We start from the raw sequence: 21,422 nt of genomic DNA, 5'->3' as shown, positions 1-21,422 counted from the left end.
CCCGTCCTGGGTCATGTCTGGACGTTCCTTCTCATCGACGCTGAACAGAGCGTGATTGCGACTTTATTGTCGTCATCGCAGCCCTATCGACACGCCTGTCTTTTCTGACTGGCGCGCCAAGCCTTGCCGTGCCGGTTGTTCCGGCGGACGAGGCGCGGCCGTACCTGCTTGACGGTTTCCCGGCTGACCATAGGGGCAACAGCCATGAAACTTACGCTCAAGGAATTTTTCGCAGGTTTTCTGCGGACCCGCCACATCGCCCGGCACTTCCGTCGTCTGGCGCTGCTGGAATCGATCAACGACACCACGGTCAGCCGTGAAGTCCCACCCACTCTGGCCAACACCCTGGTCGATGCCGCGCATTGCGACACCGCTGGTTTACTGTCGTCACTCGGCACGCATTCCGATGGCCTGACCGATTTCGAAGTCGATGCGCTGCGTGCGCAATACGGTCTCAACGAAGTCGAGCACGAACAGCCGCTGCCATGGTGGACTCACCTGTGGCACTGCTACAAAAACCCGTTCAACCTGCTGCTGACCCTGTTGGCGGTGATCTCGTGGCTGACCGAAGACCTCAAGGCCGCCGTGGTGATTTTCTCCATGGTGGTGCTGTCGACGCTGCTGCGCTTCTGGCAGGAAAGCAAATCCAATCAGGCCGCCGACGCACTCAAAGCCATGGTCAGCAACACCGCCACGGTAATGCGCCGTGACGCGCCGCGCAGCGAATTACCGATCAAACAATTGGTGCCGGGCGATCTGATCGTGCTCTCGGCCGGTGACATGATTCCGGCCGATTGCCGGGTGCTCAGCGCCAAGGACCTGTTCGTCAGTCAGGCAGCGATGACTGGCGAATCGATGCCGGTGGAAAAATTCCCGCGTCAGGCCGATCGCGACACGCGCAATCCGCTGGAACTGGACAACATTCTGTTCATGGGCACCAACGTGGTGTCGGGTACGGCGGTGGCTGTGATTCTCACCACCGGCAATAGCACCTATTTCGGTGCGTTGGCGCAACGGGTTGGCGCAACCGATCGCGCAGTCACTTCGTTCCAGCAAGGTGTCAACAAGGTCAGCTGGCTGTTGATCCGTTTCATGTTCGTGATGGCGCCGCTGGTGCTGTTCATCAACGGCTTCACCAAGGGCGACTGGACTGAAGCACTGCTGTTTGCGCTGTCGATTGCCGTGGGCCTGACCCCGGAAATGCTGCCGATGATCGTCACCTCGACGCTGGCCAAAGGTGCGGTGTTTCTGTCGCGTAAAAAAGTCATCGTCAAACGCCTTGATGCGATCCAGAACTTTGGCGCCATGGACGTACTGTGCACCGACAAGACCGGCACGCTGACTCAGGACAAGATCTTCCTCGCGCGCAATGTCGATGTCTGGGGCGAAGACTCCGATGACGTGCTGGAAATGGCTTACCTCAACAGCTACTACCAGACCGGCCTGAAAAACCTGCTCGACGTCGCGGTGCTGGAGCACGTGGAAGTCCACCGCGAACTGAAAGTCGGCACGGCATTTCGCAAGGTCGATGAGATCCCGTTCGACTTCAATCGTCGGCGTATGTCGGTGGTGGTCGAAGGGCGTGGCCAGCCACATCAACTGATCTGCAAAGGTGCGGTGGAAGAAGTCCTGGCGGTGTGCAGCCGCGTGCGTCACGGCGAGGTCGATGAAGCCTTGAGCGATGAATTGCTGACCCGGATTCGTCAGGTCACCGCAGCATTCAACGCTGAAGGCTTGCGCGTAGTGGCGGTGGCCGCACGCTCGATGCCAGAAGGTCGCGAAGTTTATAGCCTGGCCGATGAGCAGGAACTGACGCTGATCGGTTACGTGGCGTTTCTCGATCCACCGAAGGAAAGCACCGCGCCCGCGCTGAAGGCATTGGCCGAGCATGGCGTGGCCGTGAAAGTGCTGACTGGCGACAACGAGCTGGTGACCGCGAAGATCTGCCGCGAAGTCGGCCTCGCGCAACAAGGCCTGCTGCTGGGCAATGACGTCGAGCGCATGAGCGATGCCGAACTGGCGGTGGCCGTTGAGAAGACCAATGTCTTTGCCAAACTGACGCCGTCGCACAAGGAGCGCATCGTGCGCATCCTCAAGGGCAACGGCCATGTGGTCGGCTTCATGGGCGACGGCATCAACGATGCCCCCGCGCTGCGTACGGCTGACATCGGTATTTCCGTGGACAGCGCGGTGGACATCGCCAAGGAAGCGGCGGACATCATCCTCCTCGAAAAGAGCCTGATGGTGCTGGAGGAGGGCGTGCTCGAAGGGCGTCGCACCTTCGCCAACATGCTCAAGTACATCAAGATGACTGCCAGTTCCAACTTCGGCAACGTCTTCTCGGTGCTGGTCGCCAGTGCGTTCATTCCGTTCCTGCCAATGCTGCCGATGCACCTGCTGGTGCAGAACCTGCTCTACGACATTTCGCAGATCGCCATTCCGTTCGATAACGTCGATGAGGAAATGCTGAAAAAACCACAACGCTGGCAGCCGGGCGACGTCGGGCGCTTCATGCTGTTCTTCGGCCCGATCAGTTCGATCTTTGACATCACCACGTTCGCCTTGATGTGGTACGTATTCGATGCCAACACCCCGGATCACCAGACCCTGTTCCAGTCCGGCTGGTTCGTGGTCGGGTTGCTGACCCAGACGCTGATCGTGCACATGATCCGTACGCCGAAGATTCCGTTCCTGCAAAGCCGCGCCGCCATGCCGCTGCTGGTCATGACCGGAATCATCATGGCGGTCGGCATCTTCCTGCCGATGGGGCCGCTGGCGCACTACTTCAAACTGCAGGCGTTGCCGTCGCTGTATTTCGTGTTCCTGCCAGTGATTCTGCTGGCGTACATGACGCTGACCCAGGCGGTGAAAGGTTTCTACATCCGCCGGTTCGGCTGGCAATAACCGCAGAACAACGCTGTTCCAATGTGGGAGCGAGCCTGCTCGCGAAGGCGTCGTGTCAGTGCCATGCATGTTGGCTGACACACCGCCTTCGCGAGCAGGCTCGCTCCCACAAGGGACTTTGTGTTTTCAAGGATTTCATCATGCAAGCCATCAACAACCTCAACCTCGATTCACTGCTCGACACCCTGGTCAGCCTCAGTGCCGCGTTCATTCTCGGTGGTCTGATCGGCTTCGAGCGCCAGTACCGGCAACGCACCGCCGGCTTGCGCACCAACGTACTGGTCGCCGTCGGCGCGGCGATTTTTGTCGACATGGCCAACCGTCTCGCGGGCGCCGAAGGTGCGGTGCGCGTGGTCGCTTACGTGGTCTCCGGCATCGGCTTTCTCGGCGCCGGGGTGATCATGCGCGAAGAGGGCAACGTGCGCGGTCTCAATACCGCCGCAACCTTGTGGACGTCTGCTGCGGTTGGCGCCTGTGCCGGTGCCGACCTGCTCGCAGAAGCCGTGCTCGGCACACTGTTCATCCTCGCCGCCAATACCTTGCTGCGGCCGATCGTCAACAACATCAACCGCCAGCCACTGGACGTGGTCTCGGCGGAAGTCACCAACATCGTCTACGTCATCGCCCGACGTTCGCAGCAAACCGCCGTGTTCGCCTTGCTCGAAGCCGAGCTTGAGCGCAGCAACTACCCGGCCAGTGATGTTGATGTGCATGCGTTTGGCGCCGATGAAATCGAGATTGAAGCGACACTGGCGACAACGTCGGTCGATGGCGATGAACTCGACGCACTGGTGGCGCGAATTGCCACGTCGGCGCTGGTGGTGCAGGCGTTCTGGAGTCCGAGTACCACGGAATGATATTTCTCGGTTGCTGAGAATTGTCCTACAAGACGGCAAGAAAGAACTTACATTTTCACGTTTGGGTCTCGATCACTATTTGTTCCGGAGCAGAGATGCCCGGCGTTCTGATGACTTGTTACGGATTTACGGCTGTGCAACGGATACCTGGAAAGTCCGGCAAGGAAAGGCCGGATATATGGGGGGGACCATCGGTTGCAAAGTTCGTGAGGACGTTTGTTCGCAACTGCGAATAAACCTGATGCCGCTGATGAGTGATTGGGAAAGCCAGGCCGCTGGGCCGAATAAATAACTATCCCAAGAGATGTGAATAATGAAAAAGTTCGTCGCTGTTACCGCCGCTACCGTTGTCATGGGTCTCGCTTCTTTCGCCAACGCTGCAACGCCGGCCTCCGGCAACCCTGGCACCGTGCGTTTCATTGGTGAAATCGTATCCGGCGCCTGCGGTATCGACGCCAGCTCTCTGGACCAGACCGTTTCCCTGGGTCAGGTGCCATCGAATCAATTCACCGCCATCGGCAGCCGTTCGACCCCGGTCAAGTTCGACATCATCCTGACCGACTGCGACACCACCACCCAGAAGAACGCGCGCTTCACCTTCAGCGGTGTGCAGGATCCAGCGGTTCCAGGCCTGTTCGCCACCACCGGTCTGGCGCAGAACGTCGGCATCCGTCTGCAGGCCAGCGCTGGCGAAATGCTCGACAACGGCACCGAGCAGGTCGCTCCGGTTGTGCTGCAGAACGGCAACAACACCGTGACCTTCGCTGCCATGTACGAAGCCACCGCTGCGACCGTCACCACCGGTGAAGCAGACAGCGTTGCCAACTTCACCGTGGCCTACAACTGATACCGCGGTATCGCACGTTGTAAGAAAAAGGGGTGAAAACCCCTTTTTTCTTTTCCGTCAAAGTTCTGATAAAGGCTATTTACCGTGTACGGCCGAAAACTTTTCGTGTCTTGCGTGTTGATCTCCTGTGCGCGTTATTCAAACGCCGTGGAGTTCAATTCGGAGTTCCTGAATATCGATAAGAGCGACGATATCAGTCTCGGACAGTTTGCCCATGCCCAATACACCGTGCCTGGCCGTTACTTGCTGGACATTACCGTTAACCAGCGTTACTTCGGCTCGCGCTCGATCGAGTTCAAGGCCGGTGACAAACCGGATGAAAGTTACGCCTGTCTGCCCGCAGACCTGGTGGCGACTTTTGGTCTCAAGCCTGCTTTGCTGGAAAACCTGCCGCGTCTGGCTGACGGTCAATGCGTGGATCTGCGCGGCATTGAAAATGCTTCGATCAAGTACATGAAAAATCTGGGACGGCTGTCGATCAGCCTGCCGCAAGCCACCTTCGAATACGACGACCCCAACTACATTCCGCCTGCCGCCTGGAGCGACGGGCTCAACGGCGCACTGCTCGATTACCGAGTGATCGCCAATAGCCACGAAACCAATACGCCGTCCGGCGATTCGCGTTCATTACAGAGCTACGGCACGGCCGGGATCAATCTCGATGCCTGGCGCATTCGCGCCGATTATCAGGCGCGCCAGGAATCCGGTAGCCAGAGCCATGATCCCCACGGCGAAGCGTTCCAGTTGAACCGTTTGTATGCCTATCGGGCGTTGCCATCGATTCGTTCGAAGCTGTCGGTGGGCGAGGATTATCTGAACTCCGACGTGTTCGACACCTTCGCTTTGCGCGGTGCGACCCTGAGCAGCGATGACCGCATGTTGCCGCCGAACCTGCGCGGGTATGCGCCGTTGATCAGTGGCGTGGCACGCACCAACGCGACCGTCACCGTGTCCCAACAGGGCCGCGTGTTGTACTCGACCACGGTAACGCCGGGCGCATTCAGCATTCAGGATCTCAACAGCAGCGTGCAAGGCACCCTGGACGTGACCGTGCGCGAAGAGGACGGCACCGAGCAGACGTTCACCGTGGCCACCGCCGCCGTGCCGTTCCTGTCCCGGGAAGGTGAGTTGCGCTACAAGGTGTCCGCCGGTCAGCCGCGCCTGACTGGCAACGGCGGCACTGAGCCCGAATTCGTGGCGACGGAGGCGGCCTACGGTCTGGCGAAAGACTGGACGGTGTACGGCGGCCTGCTCGGCGCTGCGGGTTACCAGTCCAACGCGATCGGTATCGGTAAGGATCTCGGCGTCTTCGGCGCGGTGTCGGGGGACGTCACCACCTCCCGGGCCAAACTGCGCTGGAGCGGTGAAACCGTGGTCGGCAACTCTTACCGGATCAACTATTCGAAACGTTTTGATGCCATCGGCACCGATCTGCGCTTTTTGGGCTATCGCTTTTCCGACAAGACCTTCACCAACTTTTCGCAGTTTGTCGGCGATGCCGATTCCTATGCGCTGAACTCGGGCAAACAGCGTTATTCGGTGACCGTGGCCAAGCATTTTTCCTGGTTGTCGACGAGCTTCTCGTACGACCACTCGACCTATTGGGATGCGCCCGCCGCCGATCGTTTCGGGTTGACCGTGGCGCGCAGTTTTTCCCTCGGCAACGTCAAGAACATCAACCTCAACGTCTCGGCCTACCAGACCCGGAACAGTCGGCAGAACGACTCGCAGATCTATCTCGGCGTGACAGTGCCACTGGGCGGCAACTCGATGCTGTCGAGCAACCTGCAACGTTCGGGGTCCGGCAATTCCTCAGCCAGTGTCGGTTACAGCCATGACGACGGCGAAGGCGTGAATTATCAGGTGTATGGCGGCGTCGGCGACAACCGCTACGTCAACGCCTATGTCGGCAAACGTGCGTCGAGTTACCGCGCCAATGCCTCGGCCTCCACCGATGGCAGCACCTACCGCTCGCTGACCGGCGAACTCGACAGCTCGCTGGTCGCCACCCGTTACGGCGTCTCGGCGCATGGCAACGGCACCAACGGCGATACCCGCTTGCTGGTGTCCACCGACGGCGTGCCGGACGTGGCCTTCACCGGCCAGACCCGCACCAACCGCGACGGCTATGCGGTGATGGATGGCTTGCCGTCGTTTCAGGCTTACGAGGCGCGGGTCAATGTCGAGAAGCTGCCGCTCAACACCGAAGTCTCCAACCCGATCCAGCGTCTGGCGCTGACCGAGGGCGCTATCGGCTACGTGAATTTTTCCACCGGTCAGGGCCATAACGCGTTTGTCGTGTTGACGCGCACCGACGGTAAACCGGTGCCTTTCGGCGCATCGGTGCAAGACAAGAACACCAACAAGGAAGTGGGCATCGTCGGCGAGGCGGGCGTCACTTATCTGTTGGGCATCAAGGCAGGGGCTGAGCTGGTAGCGCGTTGGGATGACGCCGGCCAATGCAGTCTGGCCAAACTCCCTGAGGAAGACGTGGTGACCAATGTCGCCAAGCCTGCTCAGTGTCTGTAACCGCGTCTTCCAATCAATCCGGAGTCAGCATGTCTCGTTTTACTGTGTTAACCGCTCATCGTCTGTGGCTGGCCGTCGGCCTTTGTCTGCCGCTGCTGGCCAGCGCCGCCGTGGTGCCTGATCGCACGCGTCTGGTGTTCGAAGAAAGTGCGCCGTCGGTCAGTGTCACGGTCAGCAACAAGAACCCGCAATTACCGTTCATTGTGCAGTCGTGGATCGAGAACGAGAGCGGTCAGAAAGTCACGTCGCCGTTCATGGTCTTGCCTCCGCTGCAGCGTATCGAACCAAACGAAAGCAGCGTGTTGCGTATCGTCAAACTGCCTGAACTGGCGCTGCCTGCGGATCGCGAGTCGGTGTTCTATCTGAACATTCGCGAGATTCCACCGAAGAGCCAGGCGGTCAACTCGATGCAGATTGCCTTGCAGTCGAAGATCAAGTTGTTCTACCGCCCGGCGGCGGTGAAACGCGAACGCGGCGAAGACCTCGCGCTGGGCCTGAATCTGAAAATCGATCCGGCGGCAAAGCAGCTGATTGTCGATAACCCGACGCCGTTTCACATCACTGTGGTCGGCCTGCTGGCCGGTCCGGAAAAAACCAGAATGCCGATCGATACGGTGATGATCGCGCCACGCGGCAACGCGCGGTTTGCCCTCAGCAACACTTCGTTCAACACCTTGCGGGTGTCGAACATGAATGACTTCGGTGGCCAGTCCGACACGCTGTTCAGCTGCGTGGCGAACGTCTGCAAGGGTGTGAAACCGTGAGGCTGCGCACGGCGCTGACCCGGCTGACGGTGGCGGCGCTGCTGATGATGGTTTCCCAATTCGCTTCGGCGATGGTCTGTAAAGCGCTGGACGGGAGCAGCAGTCTGAGCGAATACATCGGCCCGGTGTCGGTGCCGGACACGGTACCGGACGGCACGATCATCTGGCGCTCGAAAACTCACGTGGTGCCGGCCGATTGCTGGAAAGTCTTCGATATCCACTTTAGAGAGGACGATCCGATCTATTTCTACGGCAACCCGGCCGGTCTCAACGCCACGCCGTGGGGAATCGAATTCGGCCTGGTCTATCGCGGCGTGACGGCCTGGGACGGTGACTGGAGTTCCAACCCGACCCAAGGCGTGAACAGCGGCTTCATTTCCCGTGGTTGCCCGGACGCAACCAGCGCCGCCGACATGCTTGCCTGCTCGCGGGTGACGCCAAGCATTGCCTTTCAGGTGGTGATCCGCAAGCGTGGGTTGTTGCCATTGCAACGCCCCTCGCAAGACACCTATGACGTCTTTCAGTTCGACGGCCTCTATGGCTTGAATGGCGGGCCGAATAACCCGTTCGGCAACTTTCGCTTTCAACTGTCGGGGCTGCAGAACATTGTCGGCACGGCGTGCACGGTCGATGTCACGGTGACACCGGAGCCGGGCATCGTCGATTTTGGCGTGATTCAGAAAACCACCACCGGGTTCTCGCCGCCCAATCCGATCCGGCCTTTCAGCCTTGCGCTGGAAAAGAAGTGCAGCAGTGCGATCAACATCGGTGCGACGTTTGTCACCGCCAACCAGCAGGGGCTTTACAACATTCTGCCGACGGCGGGCAGCCAGTTCGGCATTCAGGTGCGTGATGCCCACAACAATCTGGTGCAGGTCAACGAGCCGTTCCCTTTGGCGAACTTTCCGGCAGACGTCAGCCATATCGATGTGCCATTCAGTGCGTCGGTGGTGTCGCTGGGCGATCCCGAGGTCGGACCGTTCGAAGCGATCATGGTGGTACAGATCGTTTACTACTGATGACGCAGCAGCCTCTGGGAAATTTCCTACATGGGCGCAGGATAAGTCCTGCGTTCAACCCTGCTGGCGCAGGCCACTATCCCGTCTCCCGGGTCAATTGAGTGATTAAAGGAAGATGACCTCTCCACGTATTCTGGTGCTGGAAAATCATGAGTTTGCCCGCAACGTGCTGGTCAGGATGTTGCAACAGTTGAGCGTGCGTGACGTGCTGATAGCGCCGGATGCCGAGCAGGCCATGGTGCAGATGCACCTGCAGGGCGGGGTCGATATCGTCATCTGTGATCTCACTGACCGGGGCCTCGATTGCCTGGAGTTCCTGCGGGTGGCCAGCCACAGCGGCATGGTCCGTGCCGTGTTGCTGTGCAGCGAACTCCCGCCGGAACTGGCGCGCACCTTGGGGCAAATGGCCTCGCTGGCCGGTCTGCAATTGCTCGGGGTGCTCAGCCGACCGGTACAACTGCGTGCGTTGAACCGCTTGTTGTATCGCTATAAACACGGGCGAATCCCGCCGGTGCTGGCGCCACTGAGCAAAGAGTTGCCCCACGAAGATGAAGTGCGCCGCGGGCTGGCGCTGGGTGAGTTTCGGGCGTGGTTCCAGCCGCAGTTTCAATTGCACAGCGGTGCGGTGATCGGCGTGGAAGCGCTGGTGCGTTGGCAGCATCCCGCGCGCGGGACGCTGCTGCCTTGCGACTTTCTCTCCGCCGTGCTGGCGTATGACTTGACCGACCAGATGTTCAAACAGTTGCTCGAACAGGGTCTGAACCTGCTGGGCATTTTGCGTCATCGCGGCGTGGCCTTGCAGTTGGCGTTCAACCTGCATGCCTCGCAACTGACCCACAGCGCACTGGTGGAACACATCAAGCGGGCGCTGGAGCGGCACGGGTTCAACGGATCGGTGCTGATGCTCGAGCTGGCGGAAAACGGTTTGCTCGATTGTCCGCCCGGCACTCAGGAGAACCTGCTGCGTTTGCGCCTGCTTGGCTGCGGATTGGCGGTCGACGACTTCGGTGTGGGGTTTTCCTCGTTGAAGCTGATGTGCCAGTTGCCGTTCACCCAGATAAAACTCGATGGGCGCTTTGTTCAGCACCTCGATCGTCAACGCAACCGGGCGATGGTTGCCAGCACGCGAGTACTGGCCCGCTCGTTGGGAATGGAGCTGGTGATCGAAGGCATCAGCAGTCCGAAGGTGCTTGAGCATTTGCGTGAACTGGAATGCGAAAGAGGGCAGGGCTATTACCTGGCTCGGCCCATGAACGGCCACGACCTGCTGCAATGGCTGGAAAAGCCTGAGGGCGAGCGCTGATCGTTGCGTGACGTTGTGCGGAATTTTTCAAGAATTTTCCTACACTCCGATGGTGCTCGTGTATGTTCGGCACGTGGATCATCTGGACTGCTGTCCCATTGTTGTTTGTGGCGTTGCCAAGTAGTTGATCAACGTCTTACAGGGGTTTTTATGCTTAAAGCGATCATCGTGGACGATCACCCGTTCATTCGCTCTGCGGTCAAGATGCTGTTGAAACAGGAACATTTCGAAGTCGTCGCCGAGGCGGACAATGGTGCCGATGCTGTGCAACAGGCCCGCGAGCACGCCCCTGACCTGATCATTCTGGACATCGCCATGCCCAAGCTCGACGGCCTGGAGGTGATCTCGCGTATCCGCGCGCTGAACCTGTCCTGCAAGATCCTCGTGTTGACGTCGCAGTCGGCGCAGTTCTATTCCATGCGCTGCATGAAGGCAGGCGCGGCCGGATACATTTCGAAAACCAACGACCTCGACGAGTTGATCAAAGCCATCAAGGTGGTGATGGACGGCTACACCTTCTTCCCCAATCTGGCCAGCAGCTCGGTGCGCCGCAGTGACGCCGAGGCTACCGACCTGGAACTGATCCAGAGCCTGTCTGATCGTGAGTTGACCATCCTGCAGCAACTGGCCAAGGGTTTGAGCAACAAGGAAATCGGCGAAGCCATGCTGTTGAGCAACAAAACCGTCAGCACCTACAAGACGCGGCTGATCGAAAAACTCAACGTCAAGTCGGTGGTGTACCTCGCTGATTTTGCCAAGCGCAACAACCTGCTCTAGATGATTATTTTCGTCAGGAATGGCCTTGCCGGCCTGCTGCTGTTCGGCTCGATGGCGTTGTCGCCGCTTATGGCGGCGGCACCACCCGACACCTTGCAGTTGCTCGGTCGCTCGGACGTCAGCGAATACGCGGTGTCGCTGGATGAACCGGACTGGAGCTGGTTGCGCCGCAAGGGGCGCCTGTTGCTCGGTGACAGCAGCCCCGATTATTCGCCGTTCGCGATTACCGGCAACGGAAATGACTACGAAGGCCTGACGGCCGATTACGCCCAGTTGATCGAGCAATTGCTGCACGTCAACATCGAGGTGCGGCGCTACGCTTCGCGCGGGGATTTACTCGCTGCGCTGAAGAATGGCGAGATCGACATGATCGGCACCGCCAACGGCTTTGAAGCCGCCGATCCCGAACTGGCAATCTCGGCGCCATACGCCGACGATAATCCCACGTTGGTGACGCGCGTTGAGGAGAGCTACAACCTGCCGCAAGACCTGGCGGGCAAACGGGTGGCGATGCTCTACCATTACCTGCCGCCGGACACGGTCAAGGCGTTCTACCCCGACGCGAAGGTGCAGTTGTATCCCTCGACGCTAACGGCCATCGGTGCCGTGGCGTTCGGTCAGGCTGACGTCTATCTGGGGGACTTGCTCAGCTCCAATTACCTGATCAAGAAGAACTACCTCAACAACGTCCAGCTCAGCGATTTTTCGCGCATGGAAACCCAGCCCTTCAGTTTTGCCGTGACACGGGAGAACGAGCGTTTGTTGCGCATCGTGGATGCGGCGCTGGAGGTCATTCCCGCTGAAGAACGCATGAGCATCCGCCGCCGCTGGAGTGTCGGTGGCGTGGCCATTCCCGGGCAGCACCGGCTGCACTTCAGCGTCAAGGAACAGCGCTGGCTGGATCACCACCCGCGCATCAAAGTCGCGATCAACGAAAATTTTCTGCCATTGACCTTTGTCGATGAAGCCGGAAAGTTTCGCGGCATCAGTGCTGATGTGCTGGCCAAGATCAGCCTGCGTACGGGACTGCAATTCGATATACAGCGTGTTGAGTCGGTGGGCGATCTGATCAGTGAGGTGACCAGCGGCAAGGCCGACATGCTGGCGGCGTTCACGCCGAGCACCGAGCGCGAAGGTGAATTGCGCTTTACCCGGCCGTACCTGATCAACCCGTTCGTGCTGGTCACTCGCCGTGGCGGCGAACCGATGACGCTGGATCAGATGGCGGGCAAGCGCCTGGCGCTGATCAACGGCAACGTTGTGCGCGAATACCTCATCGAGCAATTCCCCAAGGTGCAACTGGTGCCGGCAGGCAACGCCGCCGAGGCCATGGAGATGGTCGCGCTGGGCAAGGCCGACGGCGCGATCAATTCGCTGGTCAGCGCGCGCTATTTGATCTCGCGCCAGTACCGCGACACATTGCAGGTCACCAGCACGGTCGGCACCCAGCCTGCACGCATCGCACTGGCCACCAATCGCGGTGCGCTGGAGTTGTACTCGATCCTCGACAAGGCACTGTTGAGCATCAGTCCGGAAGAAATGGACGAGTTGACCAACCGCTGGCGCAGCGAAGTGGTGGTGGACGACAGCTACTGGCTGCGCAATCGCGCGATGATCATTCAGGGCTTCGTGATCGCCGGCGTGTTGCTGCTGGTGGCGCTGGGCTGGATTGCCTATCTGCGTCTGCTGATGCGCAAGCGCCGGCAAGCGGAAATCGCGCTGAACGATCAGATGGAGTTCATGCGTGTGCTGATCGACGGTACGCCGCATCCGATCTACGTGCGCGATCGCGAAGGCCGTCTGGTGATCTGCAACAGCGGTTACCTGCAAGTGTTTGGCACCGAACGCGAAGCGGTGATCGGCCAGCGGGTCACGGACGGCGTGCTCAGCGACCGACAGCAGGCGCAGACCTTCCACGATGATTATCTGCAAGTGATGGCTGACGGCTTGCCGAGCATCCAGGACCGCAGCCTTAATCTGGCGGACGGTCGCGCGCTGACGATTTACCACTGGATGCTGCCGTATCGCGACAGCGACGGTACAGTCGCCGGCATGATCGCTGGCTGGATCGATGTCAGCGAGCGCCAGCATCTGTTGCAGGAACTGCAAATCGCCAAAGACGTCGCCGATGACGCCAACCGGGCCAAAACCACTTTTCTGGCGTCCATGAGCCACGAAATCCGCACGCCGATGAACGCAATCATCGGCATGCTCGAACTGGCCCTGAAAAAAGCCGATCAAGGCGTGCTTGATCGCTTCGCCGTCGAGGTGGCCTCGGGCGCAGCGCGGGGCCTGCTGGATCTGATCGGTGACATTCTCGACATTGCGCGCATCGAGTCCGGCCGCTTGTCGCTGGCCCCGGAGCGCGCCAACCTGCGCGAACTGGTGGAATCGGTTGCGCGTATTTTTGAAGGTCTGGCGCGGCAGAAACAGCTGCGCCTGCAACTGGATCTGGATGCCCTGTGCAATGTCGATGTGTTGATCGATCCGCTGCGCTTCAAGCAGGTGCTGTCGAACCTGTTGAGCAACGCGATCAAATTCACGGACAGCGGACAAGTGAACTTGAGCGTGCAGGTCGAGGCCGGGAGCGATGAGCGACTGAGCCTGTGCCTGCGGGTCAAGGACAGTGGACGTGGCATCTCGGCGGCGGATCAGGCGCAATTGTTCAGTCCGTTCGCCCAGGCCGGCAATCATGGGCAGTCGGCCCGCAGCGGTTCCGGGCTGGGCCTGATGATCAGCCGCACGCTGTGCGAAATGATGGGCGGCAGCCTCACGTTGAGCAGTGAATTGGGGCAGGGCACGCAGATCGAGGTGCTGTTGAACCTGCCGACGCTTGATCCTTTGAGCGTCGCGCCGGAGCAGCACAGCGAGGCGCTGCCGAGCCAGCACAGCCTGAATATTCTGGTCATCGACGATTACCCGGCCAACCGTCTGTTGTTGTCGCAACAACTGAGTTATCTGGGGCATCGGGTGACGGATGCCGAGGACGGTGCCCACGGCTTGCGCGCCTGGCGCAACCAGAGCTTCGACGTGGTCATAACCGACTGCAACATGCCGATCATGAATGGCTACGAGTTCGCGCGGGCGATCCGTGATGAAGAGGCTGCGCGAGGTTTGCCGCGCAGCCTGGTGCTGGGATTCACCGCCAATGCACTGGCCGAAGAAAAGGATCGTTGTGCCGAGGCCGGCATGGACGATTGCCTGTTCAAACCGATCAGCCTGAAAGATCTGAATCTGCGCCTGGCCAGCGTGGTGCCACGGCCGCGTTCGTCAACCGAAGAGCAGGACGACGTTGCTGCTTGCGGCGACATCGATCTGGGCAGTCTTGAACAATTGACACGCGGCGACCGTGCCTCGATCAACAGTCTGTTGGGCGATCTGGCCACCAGCAATGCGCAGGACATGGCCCAACTGATGCGCCTGTTTACCCAGCACGACATGCCCGGGCTCGCCAATCTGGCCCATCGGGTCAAGGGCGGCGCGCGCATTATCAAGGCACAAACCCTGATCCAGGCCTGTGAAGCACTGGAGGTCGCCAGCGAAGGGCTCGACACGCAGGTGCTGACCGCAGCGGTGGATGCCTTGCAGCAATCAATGGAGCGTTTGGCGGAGCAACTGGACGAGCGCCTGGCGTAACAAACTATTTCCCGTTTCCCTGTGTTTCTTGCGAATTTTCCTACATTCGTCACTGCCCCTCTGTCGCTAACGTGCGGTGGTCTCGGCGTACCGCCGAGCTCACTTCACTGGTTAACATTTGGAGCTGTTGATGACCCTTCCACGTATGTCTTCCCGTGCACGACTGGCCGTCTGTGGACTGGCCGTCGCTGCAGCGTTGAGTGCCTGCGCCAGCGCGCCGGTTCCGGAGCAGCAGATCAGCTTGTCCAAGGACGCGGTCAACCGTGCGGTCGCGGCCGAAGCGACCCAGTACGCACCGCTGGAAATGAAGGCAGCGCAAGACAAGATGTTCCAGATGGAACGCGCCCTCGGCGAGAAAAACTACCCGCAAGCCAAGTTGCTGGCCGAGCAGATCGAAGCCGATGCCAACCTCGCCGAACGTAAATCGCGCGCGGTGAAATGGCAGAAGCAATTGACCGACGCGCGCACCGGCATTCAGGTGCTCAAGCAGGAAATGCTGCAAGACCCGGTCACCGGTTTCAACCCGCCCGCCAGCGCTCAATAAGGACCTGTCCATGCCGAATTTCAAACTGTTGCCCGCCGCTTCGCTGATCGCTGTGCTGCTTGCCGGTTGCGCCACTCCGCCGGAAAACCCGCAACTGCTGCAAGCCCGCGAGCAGTTCAGCGCGCTGCAAAGCAAGCCTGAGTCCAACACCCTCGCGGCCATTGAAACCAAATCTGCCTTCACGGCGCTGAACGCGGCCGATCAGGCCTCGCAAAAGGATCGCAAGGCCCCGCAGATCGACCAACTGGCGTATCTGGCCAGCCAGAAAATCGCCTTGGCCGAGCAAACCATTGCCGGTCGTCAGGCGGAAGCCGGGCTGAAAAAAATCGATGCCGAGCGCACGCAGGTGCAACTTGATGTGCGCACCCAGCAGTTGAAAGCGCTGCAAGCGATGAAGGCAAAACAGACCGATCGTGGTCAGGTCGTGACCTTCGGTGACGTGTTGTTCGACACGGGCAAGGCTGACCTGAAATACGGCAGCCAGCGGCAGTTTCAACAGTTGGCCGACTTCCTCAACAACAACCTGGAGCGCAAGGTGCGGGTTGAGGGGTTCACCGATGATGTCGGCAGCGAAGGGACCAACCAGCGACTGTCCGAGCGTCGTGCCGCCTCGGTGGCTCGGGCGCTGACGAAGCTGGGTGTCGATCCCCAGCGCATCTTTACCCAGGGTTACGGCGAGGAGTATGCGGTTGCCGATAACGGTAATGCGGCCGGCCGGCAGCAGAACCGCCGGGTTGAAGTGATTGTGTCGAACGGCGCCGCAGCCGTGGACGCGCGTAACTGATTCCCAAGGTGCCAGCCGCTCACCCGCAATGGCTGAGCGGCTATTCAAGTGTGACGAGAGCAGGAAATTTCCTACAAACAAAGGGAAATTTCCTGCTCTTTTTTTCTCCCCCGATCTCTAAATTCGCTACCTCATCACTGAGGTACGAAGCATGAAGACTGTCCCGGCAAAAAACTGTCCTGCACTGACCCTGTCACCCCTCGCTCTGGCCGTCGTCATGTTGATGCCGGTGCACGCGCAAGCCTTTACTGCAACCGTCAACAATGGCGCTGTGGTCGATGGCGAAACCGTGATCGGTGGCCAGCAAAGCGTTGGCAATAACGGCACCGCCAACAACACCTTGATTGAGTTGACGGGCACCCAGGCGGTGTTCCGCGATGGCGTGTCGAATGACGCGACGGTACTCGGTAGTCAACTGGTGCAGAGCGGCGTTTCCAACCGCACGGTGGTGGGCGCCACGGGGTCGCAGTTGGTCTCGACCTCCGGCATTGCCAACGACACCGTGCTCAATGGCGGATCGCAAACCGTCCAGACCTCCAACAGTGTTGCCAATCGTACGGTGATCAATCAGGGCGGGATCCAGACTGTTCAGCTAACCGCAACGGCGGTGGATACCCAGGTCAACGAGGGTGGGGTGCAGATTCTCACGGATCTGGGCAGATCCCAGGGCAGTCGGATTCTCAGTGGCGGTGAGCAGCGTTTGACCACCACCACGTTCGGCGGCGCGATCGCCACCGATACGCTCATCGACGGTGGTGTGCAAAACGTCTATGGCCGCGGCACGGCCAACAACAGTACGGTTAGCAATGGCGGGCAGGTCAATCTGTATGCCGACGCTCAGGCCAACGGGTTGGTTGCCCAAACGGGCGGTACCGTCAACATTATGGAAAACGCGGTGAAGACCGTTGACTCACTGACCCTCAACGGTGGTCGCCTGGCCTTTGTGCCGAGCAGCGATGGCACTTTCAAGACGTTCACCGTCAATGCCTTGTCCGGCAGCGGCAGCATTCTGATGAACAGCGACATCGCCAATCAGCAGAATGATTTGCTGGTGGTGCAAGGCGTAGGCCAGGCCAGCGGCGATCACACGCTGATCGTCGGCGATTCAGGGCATGAGCCGACGTCAGCGGACGGCCGCTTGCTGTTGGTCGACACCAACGGTGGCAATGCGAAATTCGCTCTCTACGGCGGGCACGTTGATGCCGGTGCATTCCGTTACACCTTGCAGCAGCAGGGCGATGACTGGGTCCTGGCCAGCGCGGGTAACGTTCCGGTGGATCCCGTAACGCCAGTCGATCCGGTGACGCCGGTTGATCCCGTCACTCCCGTCAATCCAGTGGACCCGGTCGCGCCACCACGGCCAGTCGACCCGGGACCTGAGCATTTGTCCAAGGGCGCCAACGCGGCCATCGCTGCACACACCGCCGGCGCCAGTTTGTGGGGCGCGCAGATGAACGCACTGGTCAAGCGTCTCGGCGAGTTGCGCATGGGCGAGGATGACGGTGGTATCTGGACCCGCGCCATCGGCAAGCGTTTCGACATCAGCGAGCACTCCAGTCGCGCCTATACCCAGGACGTCACGGGTGTGGAAATCGGTGCCGACAAGGCCTTCGCGGTTGACAGCGGCAAGGTCTACGCCGGTGCCATGGTGGGCACCGCGCGCTCGGATCTGGATTTCGGTGAAGGTGCCTCGGGCGAAATCGACAGCCGCATGTTCGGTGTTTACGCGACGTATCTGAACGACAACGGTGTGTACGTCGACAGCGTTTTGAAGTTCAGCCGTTTCGATAACGACATCAAGACGCCGGACAATCTTGGCCGCGCGGTAAAAGGTTCCTACAGCACCAACGGCGTCGGCGCGGACGTCGAAGTCGGCAAGCGTATCAATCTCAAGGATGGCTGGTTTGTCGAGCCGCAACTGGAGATCACCGCCACGCGCACTCAGGGTGCCAGTTACACCGCCAGCAACGGCTTGCGCGTCAAGTCCGATGATCTCGACTCGCTGCAAAGCCGTGTCGGTTCACTGTTCGGCCGCAGCCTCGAACTCAGCAACGGCATGAAGGCCCAGCCGTACGTCAAAGCGTCGTACATCACTGAGCATGCCGGCAGCAGCAAAGTCAGCGTCAATGGCAACAAGTTCGATGCCGAGCTTGCGGGCAATCGTGTCGAACTTGGCTTCGGCGGTGTGTTGCAGGTGAGTGAAAAAAGCAAAATCTCGCTGGATGCCGAGTACGCCAAAGGCGAGGGTATCGAGCAACCGTTCGGGGTCAGTCTGGGTTATCGCTACCTCTGGTAAATCGAGATCAGCCACGTCAGCTTGTTCCGACGTGGCTGATGTCTGGAAAGTGCCTCAGAGCATTCCGGGTGTCTTTTCAGAATCGTCCTACAGGTTTTGCTGGCTCTTTTGCCTAGTGTGGCGCCTATCCCACCACGAGCGGTGACGTTTTCTCTCACTGTTGAAACCATGTCCTACAAATGCTGGCGAATTCTGATTGTTGACGAGCAGCCCGCGCTGCAAAACCGAATCGGCAAAACCTTCAAGGAACTGGGCTGCCGAAGACTGACGCAGGTCCACTCGTTTCGTGAACTGCTGGGTGTGACCCACTATTCCTGCGAGCCCTTCGAGCGGTTTGATCTGATGATCATCAATGCTGAACTGATCGTCGCTGCCGGCGTGGACCCCGTTCGGTTTTTTCAGACCAGCACCCAGATTCGCCACGCTGTGATTCACGACGCTCGCCGTGGGCAGCCGCAGGCCGAGACGATCTACGCCAACCATCGACGTCAATTGATGCTGATCCGTCAAGCCGATCGGGACACGCTAGGCCCTTTGCTGGAGCACTTCGATGTTTAGCAGTACGCCCACCCGGGTCGCCACGCTGGCTGACGATTGCAACAGGCGATCGGCGCCAGCTCGATCTTTCCATTCCTTGCCCGAGCCATTGCCCATGCCCGAACTGCCTTTACGTGTGTTAGTGCTGGAAGACCATGCTTTTCAACGTTCAGTCGCGGTCAACATGCTCCGTAGCCTTGGCTGCCGCGAAGTCTTCGAAGCCAGTGACGGTGCGCAGGCGCTGGAGTTGCTGGCACGTGTCGGCACGGTCGATATTGCCTTGTGCGATTTGCAGATGGAGGGCATGGACGGCCTGGAGTTTCTGCAGCGGGTTGGTGCATCAGGGCAAGTCAAATCCGTGATCATCAGCAGCTCGCTGTCGGCGGACCTGCGTCGAGCGGTGCATCAGATGGTGGCGTTGCTCGGCCTGGAACTGTTGGGCGATGTCGGCAAGCCTTTGCACGTGCAGGTGCTGGCGAATCTGCTGCGCAAATCGATCGACAGGCCGGCCCTGACGCAACCTGCAGACACCGTGACGCTGGCCAGCGACAAGGCGGTTCGGCAGGCACTGGCACAGCAGCAGTTGCATGCCTGGTATCAACCCAAGTTCAACCTGTCTACCGGCGAAGTCTGTGGAGTGGAAGTGCTCTGCCGCTGGCTCCATCCGACGCAGGGTGTCATCCCGCCTGCGTTGTTCATGCCGGTGCTGGAACGTTGCGGGTTGCTCGACGAGTTGCTGTTTACCCAGATCGATCAGGCCCTGACGGTGCAACGCAGTGCGCGTGCTCAGGGCTTTGCATTGAATGTCGCGTTCAATCTGCAAGCGGTTCAGTTGGCCAATGCGCAGCTGACCGCGACGTTGAAAACGCTGCTGGCCCAACACGGCGCCTGCGGTGCGAACCTGACCTTCGAATTGACCGAAAGTGGCCTGCTCGAAGCGCCGGCCACCAGTCTGGAGAGCCTGGTACGGCTGCGGATGATGGGTTGTCAGTTGTCGATCGATGATTTCGGCGCGGGTTTTTCGTCTTTGCAGCGCCTGTGTCAGTTGCCATTCAACGAGATCAAGCTCGACGCTGAATTCGTGCGCAACCTTGAACACGAACCGCGTTGCCGGGCAGCGATCAGCAGCACCCTGGCGTTAGGCGAAACCCTCGGCATGACGGTGGTGATCGAAGGCATCGAAACCGATGCACAACGCTGCGAGCTGTTGGCGCTCGGATGCACGCAAGGGCAGGGCTACTGGTACGCACAACCGATGTCCGGTCCCGACCTGTTGCACTGGTTGCAACGACGCAGTGCTCGGCAAACCACCGATGAATAACCTCTTTTTTTCGGAACATTCCTACAGAACTCTACAGGTGGCTTGCGTAGTCTTGCCGCACCCAGAAACCCTGACACCGGGAGATCGATCATGATCAATAAAGCCCTGCGCATTCTGATCGCAGACCCTCAGCATTTTCACCGGATGAAAATCGAGCGACTGTTCAACGGTCTCAATTATTACCGCATTGCTCCGGTGCAGAACCTCACCGAGCTGCTGACCCTGGTGGATTACGGTTGCGAGCCCTTCGATGTGGTGGTCATCAACGCCGAACTGGCGGCAGGCTCGCTGGATCTGCTGGGTTTTTTCCTCGATAACCCGCAGGTTCGTCAGGCGTTGATCTACAACGAGCAAACGGCGCCGTTGCAACTGTCTTGCGGCTTCGCTCAGGAAAATGTCCAGATCAGCCATTTGTCACTGCCATCAAAACAGTCTATCGACCAGTTGATGGCGCTGGTCGATGCACCCGCACGGGCACAGACGCTACCAGCCCACAGGGTAAATCCGTTGGTGCAAAGCGCTGCGCATGCATAGAAATTCATTTCCTGCAACTGTCAGACCTGACAGGTGATTTGCTCTGCGTTACGTGTAACAGTCCCTGCGCAGCCACTGAGTCCGGATAAGCCGCAATCGGTGGCCTGTTCGTCAGACTTTGCACTGGGAGTGGCCATGAAGTCAGCGCTGATCGTCGACGATCATCCGGTGGTGCGCGCCGCCATTCGAATCGTGCTGCAAGCCACAGGCTTCAAACTGATCTACGAAGCCTCCCAAGGTAACGAGGTGCTGTCGCTTATTCGGGAACACAAACCTGAACTGGTGATACTCGATCTGAATTTGCCAGGACTCGGAGGGCTGGATGTTCTGGATCGGATCAAGGCGAATGAGCTTCATAGTCGAGTGCTGGTTTTCAGTACACACGAACCCATGTTCTATCAGGAGCGTTGTGTGCGTGCCGGGGCCATGGCTTACGTGACCAAAACCAATCAACTGGAACAGTTGCGCAATGCCATTCGGGCGGTAATGTCAGGGCATAGCTATTTTGCCGCGCTCCCGGACTATGTCAGCACGCTGAATGCCGTGCAGGTCACGGAAAAACAGATGATCGATCAGCTCTCCGATCGTGAGTTGAACATTTTCGTGCAACTGGCGCAGGGCAAGTCCAACAAGGCGATTGCCGAGGACATGCACCTGAGCCACAAGACCGTGAGTACCTACAAGACCCGTCTGATGAAAAAACTGGGAGTGATTTCGGCGGTGCTCTTGCGCGAATTCGCCAAGCGCAATCATGTGATCTGAGCGATCGC

At 59.4% G+C, this 21,422-nt stretch carries 16 protein-coding genes; all 16 read left to right on the top strand.

Annotated features, from left to right (window positions below; translation table 11 throughout):
• Positions 1 to 204 precede the first annotated feature (204 nt).
• The 16 genes from mgtA to L8H52_RS20690 all read left to right on the top strand — a co-directional run bounded on the left by mgtA (position 205) and on the right by L8H52_RS20690 (position 21,414).
• On the top strand, positions 205 to 2,904 hold the full coding sequence (mgtA, locus tag L8H52_RS20765) for a magnesium-translocating P-type ATPase (RefSeq protein ID WP_242208521.1): 2,700 nt from the start codon (positions 205 to 207) through the stop codon (positions 2,902 to 2,904).
• 140 nt (positions 2,905 to 3,044) lie between these two features.
• Positions 3,045 to 3,761 (top strand): MgtC/SapB family protein, encoded by a 717-nt coding sequence (locus L8H52_RS20760; RefSeq protein WP_127926554.1) that lies wholly within the window; start codon positions 3,045 to 3,047, stop codon positions 3,759 to 3,761.
• A 313-nt stretch (positions 3,762 to 4,074) separates the two neighbouring features.
• Complete coding sequence (locus L8H52_RS20755) at positions 4,075 to 4,608, top strand: fimbrial protein (protein WP_236431567.1); 534 nt, start codon at positions 4,075 to 4,077, stop codon at positions 4,606 to 4,608.
• A gap of 114 nt (positions 4,609 to 4,722) precedes the next feature.
• Entirely contained in the window at positions 4,723 to 7,137 is a 2,415-nt protein-coding gene (locus tag L8H52_RS20750; RefSeq protein ID WP_242208520.1) for a fimbria/pilus outer membrane usher protein, read from the top strand.
• A gap of 29 nt (positions 7,138 to 7,166) precedes the next feature.
• The gene (locus L8H52_RS20745) at positions 7,167 to 7,901 is read left to right on the top strand and encodes a molecular chaperone (protein WP_242208519.1); all 735 of its coding nucleotides are present in this window, start codon (positions 7,167 to 7,169) and stop codon (positions 7,899 to 7,901) included.
• Positions 7,898 to 8,920 (top strand): fimbrial protein, encoded by a 1,023-nt coding sequence (locus L8H52_RS20740; protein WP_242208518.1) that lies wholly within the window; start codon positions 7,898 to 7,900, stop codon positions 8,918 to 8,920. The genes L8H52_RS20745 and L8H52_RS20740 overlap by 4 nt, the downstream gene beginning before the upstream one ends.
• Before the next feature lie 115 nt (positions 8,921 to 9,035).
• The gene (locus tag L8H52_RS20735) at positions 9,036 to 10,223 is read left to right on the top strand and encodes an EAL domain-containing response regulator (RefSeq protein WP_242208517.1); all 1,188 of its coding nucleotides are present in this window, start codon (positions 9,036 to 9,038) and stop codon (positions 10,221 to 10,223) included.
• A 150-nt stretch (positions 10,224 to 10,373) separates the two neighbouring features.
• Positions 10,374 to 11,000, top strand: a complete 627-nt coding sequence (locus tag L8H52_RS20730) for a response regulator transcription factor (protein ID WP_242208516.1) — start codon at positions 10,374 to 10,376, stop codon at positions 10,998 to 11,000.
• Positions 11,001 to 14,636 (top strand): transporter substrate-binding domain-containing protein, encoded by a 3,636-nt coding sequence (locus L8H52_RS20725; protein ID WP_242208515.1) that lies wholly within the window; start codon positions 11,001 to 11,003, stop codon positions 14,634 to 14,636.
• A gap of 130 nt (positions 14,637 to 14,766) precedes the next feature.
• Positions 14,767 to 15,180 (top strand): DUF4398 domain-containing protein, encoded by a 414-nt coding sequence (locus L8H52_RS20720; RefSeq protein WP_242208514.1) that lies wholly within the window; start codon positions 14,767 to 14,769, stop codon positions 15,178 to 15,180.
• A 10-nt stretch (positions 15,181 to 15,190) separates the two neighbouring features.
• Positions 15,191 to 15,964 carry an OmpA family protein gene (locus L8H52_RS20715; RefSeq protein WP_242208513.1) on the top strand — a complete coding sequence of 258 codons (774 nt, stop codon included), beginning with the start codon at positions 15,191 to 15,193 and terminating at the stop codon, positions 15,962 to 15,964.
• A 151-nt stretch (positions 15,965 to 16,115) separates the two neighbouring features.
• Complete coding sequence (locus L8H52_RS20710; RefSeq protein WP_242208512.1) at positions 16,116 to 18,260, top strand: autotransporter outer membrane beta-barrel domain-containing protein; 2,145 nt, start codon at positions 16,116 to 16,118, stop codon at positions 18,258 to 18,260.
• 168 nt (positions 18,261 to 18,428) lie between these two features.
• On the top strand, positions 18,429 to 18,818 hold the full coding sequence (locus L8H52_RS20705; protein ID WP_242208511.1) for a hypothetical protein: 390 nt from the start codon (positions 18,429 to 18,431) through the stop codon (positions 18,816 to 18,818).
• 94 nt (positions 18,819 to 18,912) lie between these two features.
• Positions 18,913 to 20,118 (top strand): EAL domain-containing response regulator, encoded by a 1,206-nt coding sequence (locus L8H52_RS20700; protein ID WP_242208510.1) that lies wholly within the window; start codon positions 18,913 to 18,915, stop codon positions 20,116 to 20,118.
• 90 nt (positions 20,119 to 20,208) lie between these two features.
• Entirely contained in the window at positions 20,209 to 20,652 is a 444-nt protein-coding gene (locus L8H52_RS20695) for a chemotaxis protein CheY (protein WP_242208509.1), read from the top strand.
• Positions 20,653 to 20,787: 135 nt separating this feature from the next.
• Positions 20,788 to 21,414 (top strand): response regulator transcription factor, encoded by a 627-nt coding sequence (locus tag L8H52_RS20690; protein ID WP_242208508.1) that lies wholly within the window; start codon positions 20,788 to 20,790, stop codon positions 21,412 to 21,414.
• Positions 21,415 to 21,422: the final 8 nt, after the last annotated feature.

The sequence above is a fragment of the Pseudomonas sp. CROZ-RG-20F-R04-15 genome, from assembly GCF_022662375.1.
Lineage (GTDB): Bacteria > Pseudomonadota > Gammaproteobacteria > Pseudomonadales > Pseudomonadaceae > Aquipseudomonas.
Note: the sequence above shows the minus strand (reverse complement) of the source record. Positions and strands in the feature narration are given on the sequence as shown.